The organism is Thermobifida fusca NBRC 14071 = JCM 3263 (assembly GCF_001592045.1).
GTDB lineage: Bacteria > Actinomycetota > Actinomycetes > Streptosporangiales > Streptosporangiaceae > Thermobifida > Thermobifida fusca.
Map to the genome: position 1 here is coordinate 29,293 of NZ_BCWB01000022.1, position 16,790 is coordinate 46,082.

Below are 16,790 nucleotides of genomic sequence, written 5' to 3' on the forward strand. Positions count from 1 at the left end.
CGCGCATGTTCGAGGCGCAACTCATTACTGCTCTGCCCACTCCCTTCACCGCTGATGAACGGCTTGACACCAGCGGACTGGCCACCCTGGCCACATGGATCCGCGACAGCGGAGTCGACGGTGTCTTCGCCGCAGGCACCACCGGCGAATTCACCGCTTTGGACGACGATGAACGCCTGGAAGTGCTGCGGGTCGCGCTAGAGGTGTTCGGCCCCGACCGCACCTACGCCCATGTAGGCGCGGCCACCTCCCGGCAGGCCGAACGGCTCGCCCGAGCCGCGGTGGCCGGCGGAGCCCGCAAACTCGCCGCCATCACCCCGTTCTACCTGCCCGCTCCCGAAGACGCGGTCCTGCGCTACTTCGAACGGATCGTTGCTGCAGCGGGGGACGCTCACGTGTTCGCTTACCTGTTCCAGGCGCGTTCCACCACCCCCGCGACTCCGCCTCTCCTGCGTCGGCTTGCCGACGTCGGCGTGCGCGGAGTCAAGATCAGCGGGGAAAGCGACGCGACCGTCGCGGCGTTCCTCGCCGAGGCTCCTCACGGCTTCACGTTCTTCTCCGGAAACGACCTGTCCTATGCCGAACTCGTCCGCTCCGGTGGCACGGGGGTCGTCTCCGGAGTCTCCTCGGTGTTCCCCAAACCGTTCATCGCCTTGCGCGATGCCCTGCGCACCGGCGACGCCGCACGGGCGGCCAGCGCGCAGCCACTGGTGGAACGGGCGGTCGCCGCGGTCAAAGCAGGCAACATCGCCCACCTCAAAGCGGCACTAGCCCTGCAGGGCCTTCCCGCAGGACCGCCCCGGGTCAGTTGCGAGTCCGTCTCCGACGCCGACCTCGCAGAACTGCGGGCAACGATCGCCGTTGCGGCCTGAACTGGCCGCACCCCACCCATCCACCCGGTGTGGCGGACCCCGTTGTCCGTTGTGCTGTCCCACGAAGAAGCGAGTGAGCGACGTGGCATTGAAAAAGATCATCAACAACCCCGACGACTTCGTCGACGAGTTGACCGAGTCACTGCTCCTGGCCCACCCCGACCGGCTGCGCGCGGCTTCCCCAAACCGGCGCGCTCTCGTCCGCGCGGACGCGCCCGTGCCAGGGAAAGTCGGGATCGTGACCGGCGGCGGCTCGGGTCACCTGCCCCTTTTTCTCGGCTATGTCGGCCAAGGGCTGGCGACCGGTGTCGCAATCGGCAACGTCTTCTCTTCTCCCTCCGCCGAACAGATCGCCGCAGCCACCCGCGCCTCCCACGGCGGGAAAGGCGTGCTCTACCTGTACGGCAACTATGGGGGTGACATCTACAACTTCGACTTGGCCGCTGACATCGTCGCCGCCGAAGGAATCCGCACAGCGACCGTGCTGGGCACTGACGACATCATGTCGGCGCCGAAAGGCAAGGAGGCGACGCGGCGCGGGGTGGCCGGGCTGTTCTTCGCCTACAAGACCGCGGGTGCGGCTGCCGAACGCGGCGATGACCTGGACCGTGTCCGGGCCATCGCGCAACGCACAGTCGACGCCACCCGGACTATGGGGGTGGGGCTCTCACCGACGATCCTGCCCGCAGCGGGGGAGCCCACCTTCACCCTGGCCGACGGTGAGATGGAGATCGGTATCGGCATCCACGGCGAGCCGGGCAGCTACCGGGGCCCGTTGGAGACCGCGGACGAAATCACCGACCGGTTTCTCACCGAAATTCTTGCTGAACTGGACCCCGCCCCGAACCAGCGGGTCGCGGTCTTGGTCAACGGGCTGGGGGCTACTCCGCTCGAGGAGCTCTACCTCATCTACCGGCGGGCCCACCAGATCCTCACCGAACGCGGAGTGATCATCCACCGCCGCTACATTGGCGAGTTCGCCACCAGCCTGGAGATGGCGGGAGCGTCCCTGTCGCTGCTGCTGCTCGACGACGAGCTGGCGGAACTCCTGGATGCGCCTGCCGCTTCCCCGTTCTTCTCTCAAGGACAGACCGCGCCCGTAGAGCCGGTCGAGTCCGCCACCGATGTTCCTGGTGCCCAAGCGACCGCGGCAACCGACACGCAGGTACGGCGCACCAGGCGGGCCAGCACCCTGCGCACCCTGCTCCTCGATGTCCTGGCTGACCTGCCCAGGCACGCTGAAGAACTCCGTGCCCTGGACGCCCGCCTCGGCGACGGTGACCTGGGAATCACCGTGTCCGCCGGTGCGGACGCGGTCCGCGAGGCACTGCTGGCTTTGCCGGAGGATGTCCACCCGGCCGACCTGCTGCGGGCCGCAGGGGTGGCGTTCGCTTCTGCTAACCCCTCCACTTTTGCCGCGCTGGTCGGCGCCGGACTCTTGGGGGCTGCGGCCGAAGCTGAAGACCTCACCGAACTCACCCTGGCACACGCCGTGCCGATCACCACGGCTATGGCCCGGCGCGTCCAGGAACGCGGCGGCGCCCAGCGCGGCGACAAGACCTTCCTGGATGTGCTGTGGGCGGTCGTCGACGCGCTGCCTGCCGCGTCTGATGCGCGGACAGCCGCCGCAGCCGCGGCCAACGCTGCGGAACGCACGGTCTCTGAGACCCGGAACCTGGTTTCGGCTCGGGGTCGGGCTGCTTGGGTGGGCCAGCGCAGCGCCGGAGAACTCGATCCCGGGTCGGTGGCAGTGCTGCGTTTCCTGGAGGATCTGCGCGACCGGATCAACTGAGATCCTGCCGGTCTGCTGCTTCGCTTGATCGCGCAGCGGCCCCTTTCTTCTCTGCTCCGGTCGCCGTGGCCCGGCACGGGTTGTGCTCTCCTTCACACGGGCGGGAGGAGAGCACAACCCAGGGCGGTACAGGTCACCCGATGGGGGCCAGGTCGGCCGCGAACTCCAGTCCGTGGCCCGGGCCGGTCTGCGCGGTCGCCCACCCCGCGCTGATCTCCACACCGCTCGGGCGGGCCAACGCTCCCAGCGCCGCGAACGAGGCGCGGTCGATGTCTTCGACCATGGCCACCCTAGGGAGGCACAACGCTAGTTGGGTGGAGAGTTCCGGCAGCAGGTGGGGGGCTACCGGCACGCTGTGCCGGGCGGCCAGCTCCGCGATCCGGAGAAACGGGGTGATACCGCCCACTCGCACCGCGTTGGGCTGGGCGATGTCACACACCCCCAGTTGCAGCGCGGTTTCGAATTCGGCGATCGTGCGCAGGTTCTCCCCGATCGCCAGCGGAATCCGGGTGTGTGCCCGCAGCCGCGCATGCGCTGCCAGGTCATCGGCGGGCAGCGGCTCTTCCACGAAGTACGGGTCGAACCGTTCCATGGCGGCGAGGGCCCGGATCGCTGTCGGCAGGTCCCAGCGCTGGTTGGCGTCGATCATGAGGAGCCGGTCCGGTCCGATCAGCTCCCGGACGGCTGCGACCCGTTCCACATCGCGTTCCAGCTCGGGCGAGCCCACTTTGATCTTGACCGCGCGGTGGCCGGCGGCAAGCCAGCCTCGCACCTGCTCCAGCAGCTCGTCCAGGGAGTAGTCGAGGTTGACTCCGCTCCCGTAGGCGGCCACCCGGTCGCGCCGCCTCCCGATCAGGTCCACCAGGCTTGCCCCGGCGGCCCGTGCGGTGAGGTCCCACAGCGCGATGTCTACCGCGGCGATCGCCATGAGGGTGAGCCCGCTGGTTCCGGCTTCCCGCAAGTGCCAGCGCAGCTCCTCCCAGCGGGCGTACGGATTCGCATCGCGGCCCAGCAGCACAGCCGGGCAGTCGTTGCGGAGCAGGGCCAGCACCGCCCCCGCCCCGATCAGCGGAGTCCAGGCGAACCCGGTACCGGTCTGTCCGGTGTCGGTGGCCACTCGGACCACGACCACGTCGTTGCGGTCCACCCCGCCGTCCCAGGCCCGGTGCAGCGGCAGCCGGTACGCCTCAGCGGTGATCTCGGTGATCCGCATAGGGTCACTGCTCCTTGAGCAATGCCAGGCCGGTGTCGATGATCGTGCGCAGTTCCGCGAGGTGCTCTTCACTCGGGTCGACGAACGGCGGCCGCACCCCGCCCACGTCCGCGCCACGCAGCCGCGCCCCCGCCTTGATCAAGGAGACCGCGTATCCGGGGACGCGGTCCCGCAACCGCACCAACGGGTCGTAGAAGTCGCGGAGCAGGCGGTCGGCGAGTTCCTCGCCCGCGTGGGCGGCCCGGTAGAACGCGGTGGCAACCTCGGGCACGAACGCGAACGCCGCCGAAGAGTACAGCGGCACCCCGATCCCCTGGTAGGCGTGGAAGGTCAGTTCGGCGGTGGGCAGGCCGTTGAAGAAAACAAAGTTGTCGCCGCGCCGCTGCCGGACGGTCAGCACGATCTGGCGCATGGTGCCCACGTCGCCCACCCCGTCTTTGAACCCCACCACTGTGGGGATCTCCGCGAGCTCGGCCGCGCTGTCCGGGGTGAACACCATGGTGCCCCGCTGGTAGACGATGACCGGAATGTCCACGGCGGAGGTTACTGCGCGCACGTATTCCACCAGGCCGCGCTGGGGGGCGTGCACCAGGTAGGGCGGGAGCAGCAGGACCCCGTCCGCGCCCAGTTCCCGGGCCGCGGTGGCCTGCTCGATCGCGGTGCTCACACTGCCCCCGGCGCCCGCGATCACGGGGACCCGTCCCGCGGTCACCGCGACGGCGCGGCGCACGACGCGGGCGTGCTCCTCAGCGGACAGGGCGTGGATCTCACCCGTGCCGCAGGCCGCGAAAACGCCGCCCGCCCCATGGTCGAGTCCAGAAGCCACGTGCTGTTCGAACGCGGCCTCGTTGACGTCTCCCCGCTCGTCGAAGGGGGTCAGCGGGAAGAACAGGATTCCGTTGAAGTCCATGTGGGCTCCTTGGTTGGTGGTCCGGGAAAGATTTCCCGGACCACGGGGGTGGGTTGGCTCAGATGACGTACTGCACGTGTCGGCGGGCCACGGTGGCGATCACGGCGTCGCCGTCGGCCTCCCACACGTCAGCGTTGAAGATTTCGACTTCGATGTCGCCGGTGTATCCGGCGGCGTCCACGGCGCGGCGCAGTCCACCCACGTCGGCGTAGCCGTCACCGACCATGCCGCGGCCGAGCAGGGCGTCCGCGGGGATCGGCAGCACCCAGTCACACGCCTGGTAGATGGCGATCCGTTCCCCGGCCCGAGCGATCTGCTCGTAGACCTGGGGGTCCCACCACACGTGGTAGGAGTCCACCACCACGCCCACCGCTGCGCTGGGGAAGTTCTCGGCGATGTCCAGGGCCTGGCCGAGCGTGGAGAGCACGGCTCGGTCGGCGCAGAACATGGGGTGCAACGGCTCCAAGCCGAGACGCACCCCTCGTTCCAGGGCGTAGGGGACCAGTTCGGCGAGGCCGTCTACCACGCGGGCCCGCGCCCCCGCCAGGTCGCGGTCGCCATCGGGGAGCCCGCCCACCACCATGACCAGGCAGGGGGCGCCGAGTTCTGCTGCTTCGTCGATGGCGCGCCGGTTGTCGTCCAGGGCTGCCTTGCGGTCGGGGCCGGTGAGGAATCCGGCACGGCAGTAGGAGGAGACGCGCAGCCCGGAGTTGCGGAGCAGCCGGGCGGCGGCGGCCAGTCCCATGTCCGCGACGGGTTCCCGCCACGGCCCGATCGCGGGGATTCCGGCGCGCTGGCAGCCGGCGACGGCTTCGGCCAGGGTCCACCGTTTGACCGTGGCCTGGTTGAGGGAGAGGCGGGCCAGCCGCGGGTCACCGGGCTGGGGGGTGGGGATAGCCGCGGGCTTTCCGGACGGAACGTCGATGGCGGTGTCGGTCACTGGTCCACCCCGTAGACGGTGAGGAGGGTCCGCATCCGGGACACTGCGGTTTCCGGGTCGGTGAGCACCCCTGCGGCGTCGGCGAGGCGGAACGCGGTCGCCAAGTGCGGCAGGTCGCGGGCGCTCTGCAGGCCACCCACCATGGAAAACCCTTTCTGGTGTCCGTTGAGCCAGGCCACGAAGGTGATGCCGGTCTTGTAGTAGTAGGTCGGTGCGGCAAAGAGGTGCCGGGACAGCGGCACGGTGGGCGCCAGGAGGGCGCGGTAGCGGTCGGTGTCGCCGTCGTCGAGGGCGCGCAGGGCCTCGGCAGCGGCCGGGGCGATCGCCGCGAAGATGCCGAGCAGGGCATGGGAGTGGCCGTCGGCATCCCCCAGGATGAGGTCGGGGTAGTTGAAGTCGTCGCCGGTGTAGAGCCGCACCCCGTCAGGAAGCAGGGTGCGCAGCCGCACCTCCAAGGTGTCGTCGAGCAGGGACACTTTGATGCCGTCGACCCGGTCGGCGTGGTCGGCGATGAGCGCGGCCACGGCGTCGATTGCTTCAGCGGGGTCGGTGTACCCCCAGTAGCCGTCAAGGGCCGGGTCGAAGACCGCGCCCAGCCAGTGCAGGATGACGGGCCGGTCCACGTCGGCGAGGAGCTGCCCGTACACCTTGGCGTAGTCGTCGGGGCTCTGCGCGGTGGCGGCGAGTGCGCGGCTGGCCATGATCACGGGGGTGGCTCCCGCGTCCTGGACCACCGCCAACTGTTCCCGATACGCCTTGATAACGCTTTCCAAAGTGGCCTGGCTGGGCTCGAGGTGGTCGGTTCCCACCCCGCAGACCAGGGGCGCGTTCCGCGCGGTGGCTTCAGCCGCGCTCCGCCGGATCAGTTCGGCGGTGGCGGCCCAGTCCAACCCCATCCCGCGCTGGGCGGTGTCCATCGCGTCGGCGACCCCCAGGCCCTGGTCCCACAGGTAGTGCCGGAAGGCGAGGGTGGCGTCCCAGTCGAGCTGGGCGGGCTGCCCAGGCCCGTTGCTGCCCAGCGGGTCGGCGACGACGTGCGCGGCAGCGTAGGCGACACGCGACCGGGCCGGGGTGGTGCGGGTCGGGGTGACGGGAGTGCCGAGGACGGTGTACGTCTCCAGCTCCCCGGTGGGAGTGGGCAGCCGCAAGGTCAGCGAGGTCACGGCAGCGAGACCTCCTCCAACTCCACGGTGCGACCGGTCTTGGCGGACTGCAGCCCCGCTTCGGCGAGTTGGAGGCCGCGCACGCCCGAGAGCAGGTCGTGGGGGAAAGGCACATCCGTGTACAGGTGGGTGAGGAACAGCTCCCACTGGGCACGGAAACCGTTGGGGAAGTCGCCGTTGTCAGGAACGACCTCCCACTGGTCGCGGTAGCCGCCCGGGTCCACCGCGTCGGGGTCCCACACGGCCTTGGGTGTGACGGAGCGGTGCTGCACCTTGCAGTGCCGCAGTCCCGCAACCGCGCTGCCGTGGGTGCCGTCCACCTGGAACTCCACCAGTTCATCCCGGTTGACCCGCACCGACCAGGAGGAGTTGATCTGCGCGACGATTCCGCCTTCCAGTTCGAACACCGCATAAGCGGCGTCGTCGGCAGTGGCCTGGTAGCGCTGCCCGTTTTCGTCCCAGCGTTCAGGGATGTGGGTGGCGATGCGCGTGGTCACGGTGCGCACCGGGGCGAAGAGCTGCTCCAGGATGTAGTGCCAGTGCGGGAACATGTCCAGCACGATGCCGCCGCCGTCTTCGGCCCGGTAGTTCCAACTGGGGCGCTGCGCGGGCTGCCAGTCGCCTTCGAACACCCAGTAGCCGAACTCGCCGCGGATGGACAGGATGCGGCCGAAGAACCCGCTGTCGATGAGGCGGCGGAGCTTGAGCAGGCCGGGGAGGAAGAGCTTGTCCTGGACGACGCCGTTCTTCACGCCGGCGTCGCGGGCCAGCTTGGCCAGTTCGATGGCGGCACTGAAGTTGTCGGCGATCGGCTTTTCGACGTAGACGTGCTTGCCCGCGTTGATGGCGCTCCGAACCGCGGCTTCGCGGGCGTGCGTGATCTGCGCGTCGAAGTACACCGAGATCGAGTCGTCAGAGAGGACCGTGTCGAGGTCGGTGCTCCACCGCTCAATGCCGTGCCGCTCAGCGATGGCGCGCAGCTTCTGTGCGGACCGCCCCACGAGCACCGGTTCCGGGATGATGCGGGAGCCGTCGGGTAGCTCCACCCCGCCGTCCTTGCGGATGGCCAGGACCGACCTGGTCAGATGCTGGCGGTATCCCATGCGTCCGGTGACGCCGTTCATGGCGATACCGAGCACGCGATCACCCATATGTCGTCCCACCTTTCTCATGAAAGCGCTTTCCAAAGTATGCCAAACCCGCGCCGAACGCCAGTGCCCAGGCGAATCCTGCTGCGCTGCCACAGGAGAAAGATCCTCGCCCCGACCTGACTGTACGGTGATTTCTCACTCTCCGTACCGGAGAGGTAGACGATCGGCTACTTTTTTACCCGTTCGACGGCCTCTTCGTCCCCTCCCCACCGTTCCAGGGAAACCGGTTTCACCCCCGACTCGGCGGTTCTCCCGGACTTCACGCCGGGTAGTGCCAAGGGCTTACGCCGCTGTCTCCTGAAGGCCGGGCTGCCGTGCTCCTGTCCGTGTCGGCACGGGGAGGGGAAGCTCCCCCGGCGGGAGCACACGCTCTTCCCTGGTGCTATCCGGACTGTCTCGGGGGATTCTCCGGGATTCTCCGGTCAGCCCACCGGCAGATCGTCTCGGGAAAGGTTTTTCCCTCGCATTTGCGCGCTCCGCTTCTCCGACATATTTCTGTTCTCCCAGTCCTTGGGCCTCGGTTGCTCCCGGAGGTTTTCGCAGAGCTTTCCCATGGCGTGCGGCCGAACGCCTCGGACAAGGGAATACCCGTCTCGGCAAGAGAACCGCGCTTCCCCTTTCCAACGGCGCGCAAAAGGACGACGGTCCCTCAGTCTTCCCTGCTGTGACGATGGGGATGCATGCCCGGAGCGGCGGAAGAGGGCTTGCTCGACCCCATCCGGAATACGCAACTCCGCCGCACTCGATACCACCAGGGGAGCCTTTGCTGCCTTTCCAGCAAAGGCTCCGAACTCATTTAGAAAATCGTAGGGGACACATTATGTCCGCAATTCTGTTCGGAGAGTCGGGCAATACGCGGGGCAGCGCCGCGTCTACCGTCTGTTTTCCAGCGGCGTTCTTTCTTCGCCCGGGTTTTCCTCGCCGCGTTGCCCGGAGCGGAACCCAGGGGACGTACCGCTCCCCCACTTCTGTGTGCTCAGAGGCCGGAGCGTGGTGTCCGGCCCGAGCCGGAGCCGAACAGAACAGCTCAGCTCAATTCGGCCACCACGCGCACCGGCGCGCCGTCCGCTGCCAAGCGCAGCGGCAGCGCGTACACCCGGAAGTCCCGTCCCGCCACGCGCTCCAGGCCGGTCAGGTTCTCCAAGATGAGCACGTCCCCGCGCAACAGCGTCTGGTGGACCGCGAACGGTTCATAGTCGACGCTGCACATGTCCACTCCCACCATGGACACTCGGCATTCCACCAGGTATTCGGCGATGTCCAGGGGAAGCGGCGGATAGTCGGTGAAGTAGGACGGTTCATAGTAGCGGTCGGCCATACCGGTGTGGAACACGACGATGTCGCCCGCGGCGATCCCCGCCTGCTGGACTGTGTCCAGCGCGAACCCGCCGCGCGCGTCGATGTAGCGTCCCCGGCCAACGAAGCGCTCCACGGGGTAGCGGTCCAGGTGGGCTCCGTCGGCCACCATGTGGCTGGGCGCGTCGACGTGAGTGCCCGCGTGCGTACCTAGGGAGACGCGGTGGCAGCGGTAGCCGGCACTGTCGATGTCGGTCACAGGGTCAACCCGGACCTCCGGGTCGCCGGGATAGACCGGGGTCTGCGCGGTGACGGGCACGGACAAGTCCACGAACACGGCTCAGCCCCGGTTTGCTGACACGCGGTGGAAGCGGCGGTGCAGCTCCCGGACCTGCTCGGCAAGTTCCGGCACAGGACCTTCGACCGTGACTCCGGGGACGACCTCGCGAATCGGCAAGGCCCGCACCGGAGGAGCGGGAACCCCGAGCTCAGCGAGCCACTCCATGAGCTGCGCTGAGGAGCTGGCGTAGACGATGCGGCCCAGGCCCACCCAGCCGTGCGCGGCCGCGCACATCGGGCAGTGCTCGCCCGAGGTGTACACGGTGGCCTCAGCCCGTTCGTTGGGGGTGAGGTTCCGGGCCGCCCACCGCGCTAGCGCGAACTCGGGGTGGCGGGTGCGGTCCCCTGACGCCACCCGGTTGTGGTCTTCGGCGAGCACCGTGCCGTCGCCCGCGACCAGTACCGAGCCGAACGGTTCATCCCCTGCTTCCAAGGCCTGGGCCGCGAGTTCCACGCAGCGGCGCAGGTGCCGCACGTCAGTCTCGTCAACCATCGGTCCTCCTTCCCACCGCTATGCCCCATCGTCACCGGGGCGCCGGAAGCGACCTTAGCTGCTGGGGTGCGCACTGTCGGGATAGCGGTGGCGTCGCCGTTCAGGAACGCTGCAGGGCGCGGCCCGATCCCGATCAACGGCAGCCACACCTTCAGGCTTGTTGCTACCGGTAATGCGCTCATCACCCCCAGCACCACCATCTGTCGCGGCGCCTCGTCGCTGACCTGCACGCCTGACGGCCCGCCCGGGAGTGTGCCCAGGGCAGGCCCACACTTCTCCCGGGCCTCTCCGCCAGGTGGCGCAGCCCTGGCCTGCTGCTAGCCCTGGCCGAGGAGCGGGCGCAAGTCAGCCGGATCGGTGATACGGCGCAGCGCGGTCAGCCCGGCCGGCTCTGCGGGAGCGAACACCCGCACCACCCAGTCCGTGTCGAGCACCGCGGCCGCCACCCAGGACTGCGCCGTCTGCAGCACGGTGAAAGAGCGCGGCGTCCCGTCCACGGTGAGCGTGCGCTGCGACCAGGCCGCGTCCGGCGCGGGCGCGGGTGCCGCCCAGTCGGCTGCGCCCACCGTGCAACGCTGCATCAGGTCGCGTTCCGCGCAGAACGCGCGCAGCCACCGCTCCTCTGGAGGCGTGTCGGCGGCCCAGCCGCGGACCGTGATCTCCACGTCCAGGTGGGCGTCGACCGAACGCCACCCGAAGTCCACGACCACCTTGTCCGGCAGGGTGCTCCCCGATGGCACCGTGGCAGAACTCACCCGCCCCCGCTCAGTCCAGCCGACCGGAGCGAAAAGCGGAACAGCGGAGACCAGTGCGGCCACTGAAACAGGCGTGCCATTCATCGTCGACAGCTCAGCCTTCTCTCGTATCAGGCCAGGGCCGGTAGCGCAGCGGATGGTCCTCAGGAACCTCCACCACACAGATCCGCAGTCCATCCGGGTCGGCGATCCACATTTCGATCAGCCCCCACGGCTCACGCCGAGGCTCCCGGAGGATCGTGGCGCCACGCGCCGCCAGCTCCGCGTGCGCGGCAGCGGCGTCGGGCACTTGCAGCCACAGTTGCACAGCCTCCGGGTCCGGGGGACGGTCACATCCCCCGGACAGCTCCAGGAAGCCACCGCCGAGGAAGAACACCGTCCCCCGCTGCGTGTCCGTGTCGAACTCGCGGTAGATCGCCAGCCCGAGAACGTCCCGGTAGAACGCGCGGCTGCGTTCCAAGTCGGTGGGGCGCAGCAGGATACGGCTGCTGAGGACGTGCACCATGCCCCGATGCTACGGGGACGTCCCCGTTTCCCAGCGAAGGACAGGCGGCTATTCGAAACGCATCGACTCGGCGTTCTCCGCGCGGCGGGCAAACACCTGGTCCCTCATCTCCTCCATGGCTTTCAGGACCTTCTTGCGTTCCCGCTTCGACAACCGGTCGATGTAGAGGCGTCCCAGCGTGTGGTCGGTCTCATGCTGGAGGCAGCGCGCAAAATAGCCGGAGCCTTCCACGGTCACCGGGTTGCCGTCACGGTCGAAACCGGTGACCCTCGCGTACGGGGCGCGGGCAAGTTCGGCGTGCGGGCCAGGCACCGACAGGCAGCCCTCGTTCTCCACCACTAGCCCTTCCTCTTCAGCCCCCCACGTCTCCAGCACCGGGTTGATCACGTGTCCCACGTGACGCACCCCGTCGTCGTCAGGGCAGTCGTAGACGAACACACGCAAGTCCACCCCCACCTGGTTGGCGGCCAACCCCACGCCTTCGGCGACGTACATGGTGCGGAACATGTCGTCGATGAGCGTGTGCAACTCGGGGGTGCCGAACTCCGTGACGTCGGCGTTGCGGCGGTGCAGGACGTCCTCACCGACGACGGTGACCCGCAGCACCTTGCCGCGGGCGGCTTCAGGCGCCCACGTGGGGTAGGAGTCCACTGGCTTGCCTTGGACTCGGACCCGGGTGTCGATGGAGCTTTCGGACACGTGCTGCTCAGACATCGCTTGACTCGTCTTTCCAGATGATCGGGCGGCCGCCGCACCGGGCTAGGAGACGGGTGGCCGTACCCCGGACGTCGTAGCGCCAACAGTTCGGGCATGGTACCGGTGACCGCACCCCGGTGTTCCTGACGATAACGGACACTCGGGAGTGGGATGTCCCCGTCCAGGGATGGTGCTGCGCACGTCGCGAGACGAACCGTGCCCAGGAAGCCGGTCCCGGCACTGTTCCCACTATGCTCGGGAGCCTTCCCCGCCATGCCCTGCTTTCGCCGCCGCGCACAGTCACGGCCGTGCCGGGGTGCGGCCCCTACGGCGAGCGATCCGCAGGATCCGCGGTGAGCAGCCAGTCCACGAGCTCCACCACTCCCCTACCGTTGGGGTGGGCGGTGACCCGGTCGCTGGCCTGCTTCACTGCTTCCAACGCGTTGGCGACCGCCACCCCGTGCCCGCACATGCGCAGCATGGTGCAGTCGTTCTCCGCGTCCCCTACCGCGACCGCGGCCCGCGGGGAATGCCCTAGGCGACGCAGGGCAGCGGCCACCCCTGACGCCTTGTCCACCCCGCGGGGGAGCACCATGACGGCGCCCTTGTTGTGGATCACCTGCAAGGCCAGGCCCAGCTCTCGGATGCTGTCGTCGACAGCACGGTCGTGCGGGTCACGAGTAGCGACAATCACCTCGCCGACGGCGAGCGGGTCCACGCCGCGGGCGCGCAGCCGGGCCAAGAACTCGGCGGGAGGCGGCGCAGCCAGCGGCCAGTGGACAGGACGCCTGGGATCGTAGAGCACCCCGCCGTTTTCCGCGACGACCAGGTCGAACAGCGCCACGTCGGGGAAGACGCTGCACAGGTCGTCGAAACGGCGGCCGGTCGCCAGAACGAGACGGCGGCCTGACGCGGCCAGCCGCGCCAAGGCGGCCACGACCGCGGCGTCAACCTTGCCTTCTGAGGCGAGTGTGGCGTCATAGTCGCAGGCCAATACGTGGTACTGCATACCCGTCTCCATCGGATCGGGAATATTTCGCCGCGTCCCGCCCAGCCCTCGAATGCGGGGAAGCGGAGTGTGGCGCGTGGTCTTATCGGACGCGCACCGCCGCGGTGGCGGCCCTCACAGCCCGCGGTTTCCCCTGCGACGACGCTGTTTCGGGAACGTGCCGCACGTCACGCCCCCATAACCGGATTTCGGTGGATTATCCCTGCCGCCCCGTGTTGTTGTCAGGCGCGTATCCCCGCGAGGTTCTGGTCTGACCTCGGTCGGGACTTCTGGTTCTCGTGCGAACCGCCTCCGTGTGAGGGCACGACGGAGGGGACACCCCAGGTGTTCCGAGTGCGGCCCCAGCGGATTCTCCTGCGCCCCCGTCTGGCGCACCGTCTTCCTGTCTCGTCCCTTCGACGTGTTTCCGGAGTCTGCCGTTGTCTCTGACCGCTCTGCGTTCTCGCACGCCTGTGATCTCCGCCGTGCTCCGGGCGCCCGCTCCTCGGCGTCCGACCTCTGCGCCCCGGCCGCAGCAGCGGCCCCAGCGTTCCGCGGCGCTGCTGGTCTTCGTGCTGAGCCTGCTGACCGCCACGAGCGCGCTGGCCACTGACCTGTACCTGCCTGCCTTCCCGGAAATCGCCGCTGACCTGGGGGCGACCGAGTCCCAGGTGCAGTTGACCCTCACCGCGATCATGGTGGGTCTGGCCGTGGGACAGCTCGTGCTCGGCCCGCTCAGCGACCGCTGGGGGCGTCGGCTTCCTCTCCTGATCGGCGCGGCGGTGTTCACCCTGTCTTCGCTCGCCAGCGCGGTAGCCCCCTCCACGGAGGTGCTGAGCGCCCTGCGGCTGCTGCAAGGCTTCTCCGCCGCGGCCGGCGCGGTGATCTCCCGCGCCGTGGTCCGGGACATTTTCCACGGAGAGGACAGTGCCCGCTTCTTCTCCCGACTGTCTCTGCTGACCGGAGTGGCGCCGATGGTTGCCCCGATGCTGGGCGGCCAGCTCCTGCTGGCCGGCTCCTGGCGGCTGCTGTTCGTGGTGCTCGCCCTGATCGGCGTGGCGAACCTGGTCCTGGTGTATGTGGCGTTGCCCGAGACCCTGCCCCGCACTCCGGCTGCCGGCCGCGGCACCCAGCGCGGCTCGGTTCTGGGTGCGCTGCTGCGGCTGCAGCTCGACCCGCGGTTCATGGGGCCGACCCTGGTGATGTCGCTGAGCTTCGCGATGACCTTCACCTACATTTCCGCGTTCTCCTTCGTCTCCGAAAGCGAATTCGGCACCACCCCGCAGCAGTTCAGCCTGATCTTCGGGGTCAACTCGCTGGGCATGGTGCTGGGCAACCAGGTCAACACCATGCTGATCAACCGGATGGACGGCCCGCGCCGGCTGTTGGCCGGGCTGCTCGGCGCTCTCGCCTCGGTCGCTGTCCTGGTGGGTCTGGCGATCTCCGAGCAGGCGAACGTGGTCGTCGTAACCGCCGCACTGTTCACGATGATGTTCTTCACCGGGCTGATCTCGCCCAACGCTACGACGCTGGCGATCGCCAGCCAGCCCTCCTCGGTGGCGGGCACCGGTTCCGCCCTGCTGGGCGCGTTGCAGTTCGCGATCGGCGGCGGCCTGGCCGCGACCACCGGCATGGGGGAAGGCGGCGAGGCGAGCCTGCTGTCGATGTCCGTGGTGATGCTAGTGACCGCGGCCGCGGCCGGCGCGGTCTTCGCCGGGTGGGCGTTCCTGGCCCGCCGGGTTCCCGCGCCGCGCACCGCCTGATTCCAGGCTGGAAGGTTGGTGGTTAAAGGGCCGCTCCGTGCAGAGGAGCGGCCCTTGTCCTGTCACGACTGCTTAGACGCACTGGCTGGGCCAAGGCGTCGGCTCCCCGCGGGATTCGCCGGTGCGTACCCTCGCAGGATCATCGGCAGCCCTGGAGTGTCCAAGGTGGGCCGCGGCTAGGTATCCCGGCCGACAGCAAAGGTCTCGTATGGCGTGCCGCGAGCCGTGCAGGAAGCCGGAGTCGCTGCTCGGCGCGTACTTACGCGCTCTGTTGTTGCGCCACAGGGGCGGCATTCCGGCTTGTTGCTGTTTTCAGGGATTGGGATGCTTGTCTCTTGCGTCTCATCGAAACGGAAATGGCAAGCTGGCGGGGCGAAGGTGCGGGTATGCGGCGACGTTCACTCTGGTCGTTTCTCATAGCAGGGTTTTTCGCGCTGGTGGCCGTGGCTCCACAACTGCTGGCCGCCTACCAGGTCACTGTGCCCTGGGCAGTGACTGTGGCTACCGTGATCGCCGCATTGGCCGCACTAGCGCTGGGGGCATGGCAGCACCGCTACGAGCAGGACGCTACACGCCGTGACGAGCAAGATCGTGCCCTCAGCGAGGGCTGTCTGACCTTACCTTCGGGCAGGCTCCCCAAAGTCCGGGATTTCAGTAACCCCCGAGACTGGGGGGTGCACCCTGCTGCCACTAGCGGTGCAACCGCGTCGATACCGCCTTTCGTGCCCCGTGACGTTGACGAAGAGCTCCGCACCCACCTTGCCACGAGTACGTTTGTGCTAGTGGTGGGGGACTCCACCGCAGGCAAAACCCGGTGCGCTTTCGAAGCAGTCCAAGCCGTACTTCCTCACCACACTCTCATCATCCCCACCACTGTCTCAGGGATTGCCGCTGCTTTGCGGGCCGCTGAGCAGCACCCCAAGTGCGTGCTGTGGCTCAACGACATCAACACCTGGTTTTCTGCCCCCGAGCTGACCCGGGAAGCTGTCTCTCGGCTGCTCGCCCCCGCTCGCCGTGGGCACCGCGTCGTAGTGGCCACTCTGCGTGCCGCTGAAGAGAATCAGTGGCGCACTATTCCCGAGGACAGCGCGGTCGCAGACACTCATCGCAAGGTCCACGACCTGCTGAGCCGCGCCCACCGTATTTTCCTGCCCCGCCTGTTCACCCCCGCTGAGCGGGAACGCGCCCGGAACTATGCCCGCGATCAGCGGATCGCCGACGCTTTGCAGCAGGCCGATGAATACGGGATCGCTGAGTACCTGGCCAACGGCCCCCAACTGCTGGCGGAATGGGAGAGCGCGTGGAGTGCGAACACCGATCCCCAGGCGCCCAGCCACCCTCGCGGCGCCGCTCTTATTGCAGCCGCTGTCGACCTACGCCGCGCCGGCTATGCTTCCGTGCTCCCCCGGCGTCTCATCGAGGAGGTGCACGGCCACTACCTTGACCAGCAGGGCGGCCACCGGCTCAACCCCGAGGCCCTGGACGACGCCTGGCAGTGGGCCACCCGCCCACGCCGTGGCACCACCCGTCTTCTCACTCCCCACGATCCTGACCACGTCGACGTGTTCGACTATCTGGTCGACTCCGTCCAACGCCGCACCCGGGCAGGTGATCACGTGCCCGAACACGTCATCACCACCGCTCTGACCTACGCCGCCGCGACCGACGCCCACTCCATCGGTATTACCGCCAAAGCCGACGGCCGCTACCGACTAGCCGAACACGCCCACCGCCAGGCCTACACCACACGCGCTGACGAGCACGGCCCCACCCATCCCGACACCCTGGATAGCCGCAACAACCTCGCCCTGGCCCTGCACGACCTGGGACGTTTGGAAGAAGCCGAGACCGAGTACCGTGCCGTCCTCGACGCCCACCGCCGCATCCTCGGCGACAACCACCACCGCACCCTCG

At 68.5% G+C, this 16,790-nt stretch carries 15 protein-coding genes; 4 read left to right on the plus strand and 11 right to left on the minus strand.

Annotated elements, in window-relative coordinates:
- The first annotated feature begins 5 nt into the window (after positions 1 to 5).
- Together TF1_RS04880 and TF1_RS04885 are read left to right on the plus strand one after the other, a co-directional pair.
- Positions 6 to 872 carry a dihydrodipicolinate synthase family protein gene (locus tag TF1_RS04880; protein ID WP_016188787.1) on the plus strand — a complete coding sequence of 289 codons (867 nt, stop codon included), beginning with the start codon at positions 6 to 8 and terminating at the stop codon, positions 870 to 872.
- A gap of 73 nt (positions 873 to 945) precedes the next feature.
- Positions 946 to 2,664, plus strand: coding sequence for a dihydroxyacetone kinase family protein (locus TF1_RS04885; protein ID WP_218016130.1), 1,719 nt, complete (start codon positions 946 to 948; stop codon positions 2,662 to 2,664).
- A 133-nt stretch (positions 2,665 to 2,797) separates the two neighbouring features.
- Here the strand turns inward: TF1_RS04885 and TF1_RS04890 are convergent, their stop codons facing one another.
- From TF1_RS04890 to TF1_RS04940, 11 genes are all read right to left on the minus strand, one after another.
- Positions 2,798 to 3,877, minus strand: coding sequence for a mandelate racemase/muconate lactonizing enzyme family protein (locus tag TF1_RS04890; protein WP_011292143.1), 1,080 nt, complete (start codon positions 3,875 to 3,877; stop codon positions 2,798 to 2,800).
- Between the two features lie 4 nt (positions 3,878 to 3,881).
- The gene (locus TF1_RS04895) at positions 3,882 to 4,787 is read right to left on the minus strand and encodes a 5-dehydro-4-deoxyglucarate dehydratase (RefSeq protein WP_011292144.1); all 906 of its coding nucleotides are present in this window, start codon (positions 4,785 to 4,787) and stop codon (positions 3,882 to 3,884) included.
- Between the two features lie 58 nt (positions 4,788 to 4,845).
- Positions 4,846 to 5,727, minus strand: coding sequence for a sugar phosphate isomerase/epimerase family protein (locus TF1_RS04900; protein ID WP_011292145.1), 882 nt, complete (start codon positions 5,725 to 5,727; stop codon positions 4,846 to 4,848).
- Entirely contained in the window at positions 5,724 to 6,890 is a 1,167-nt protein-coding gene (locus tag TF1_RS04905) for a dihydrodipicolinate synthase family protein (RefSeq protein ID WP_011292146.1), read from the minus strand. Before TF1_RS04905 ends, TF1_RS04900 begins: the two co-directional genes overlap by 4 nt.
- Positions 6,887 to 8,041, minus strand: coding sequence for a Gfo/Idh/MocA family protein (locus TF1_RS04910; RefSeq protein WP_011292147.1), 1,155 nt, complete (start codon positions 8,039 to 8,041; stop codon positions 6,887 to 6,889). The genes TF1_RS04905 and TF1_RS04910 overlap by 4 nt, the downstream gene beginning before the upstream one ends.
- A gap of 1,027 nt (positions 8,042 to 9,068) precedes the next feature.
- Positions 9,069 to 9,668, minus strand: coding sequence for a cyclase family protein (locus TF1_RS04915; protein ID WP_159055912.1), 600 nt, complete (start codon positions 9,666 to 9,668; stop codon positions 9,069 to 9,071).
- Between the two features lie 9 nt (positions 9,669 to 9,677).
- Positions 9,678 to 10,169, minus strand: a complete 492-nt coding sequence (locus tag TF1_RS04920) for a nucleoside deaminase (RefSeq protein ID WP_016188791.1) — start codon at positions 10,167 to 10,169, stop codon at positions 9,678 to 9,680.
- Positions 10,170 to 10,486: 317 nt separating this feature from the next.
- A complete protein-coding gene (locus TF1_RS04925) occupies positions 10,487 to 10,924 on the minus strand; it encodes a hypothetical protein (RefSeq protein WP_234351614.1) in 438 nt (145 codons plus the stop codon).
- Between the two features lie 94 nt (positions 10,925 to 11,018).
- Positions 11,019 to 11,429, minus strand: a complete 411-nt coding sequence (locus TF1_RS04930; protein WP_061783684.1) for a VOC family protein — start codon at positions 11,427 to 11,429, stop codon at positions 11,019 to 11,021.
- A 48-nt stretch (positions 11,430 to 11,477) separates the two neighbouring features.
- Positions 11,478 to 12,143, minus strand: coding sequence for a peptide deformylase (gene def, locus TF1_RS04935; protein ID WP_011292152.1), 666 nt, complete (start codon positions 12,141 to 12,143; stop codon positions 11,478 to 11,480).
- 307 nt (positions 12,144 to 12,450) lie between these two features.
- Positions 12,451 to 13,134, minus strand: a complete 684-nt coding sequence (locus TF1_RS04940) for an HAD family hydrolase (protein WP_011292153.1) — start codon at positions 13,132 to 13,134, stop codon at positions 12,451 to 12,453.
- Between the two features lie 419 nt (positions 13,135 to 13,553).
- On the opposite strand from TF1_RS04940, the gene TF1_RS04945 reads away from it, so the two are divergent.
- Positions 13,554 to 14,876: a multidrug effflux MFS transporter gene (locus TF1_RS04945; protein ID WP_011292154.1), complete on the plus strand. Its 1,323-nt coding sequence runs from the start codon at positions 13,554 to 13,556 to the stop codon at positions 14,874 to 14,876.
- A gap of 386 nt (positions 14,877 to 15,262) precedes the next feature.
- Positions 15,263 to 16,790 (plus strand): tetratricopeptide repeat protein (locus tag TF1_RS04950; RefSeq protein WP_156482485.1); only part of this gene is annotated, 1,528 nt, incomplete at its 3' end.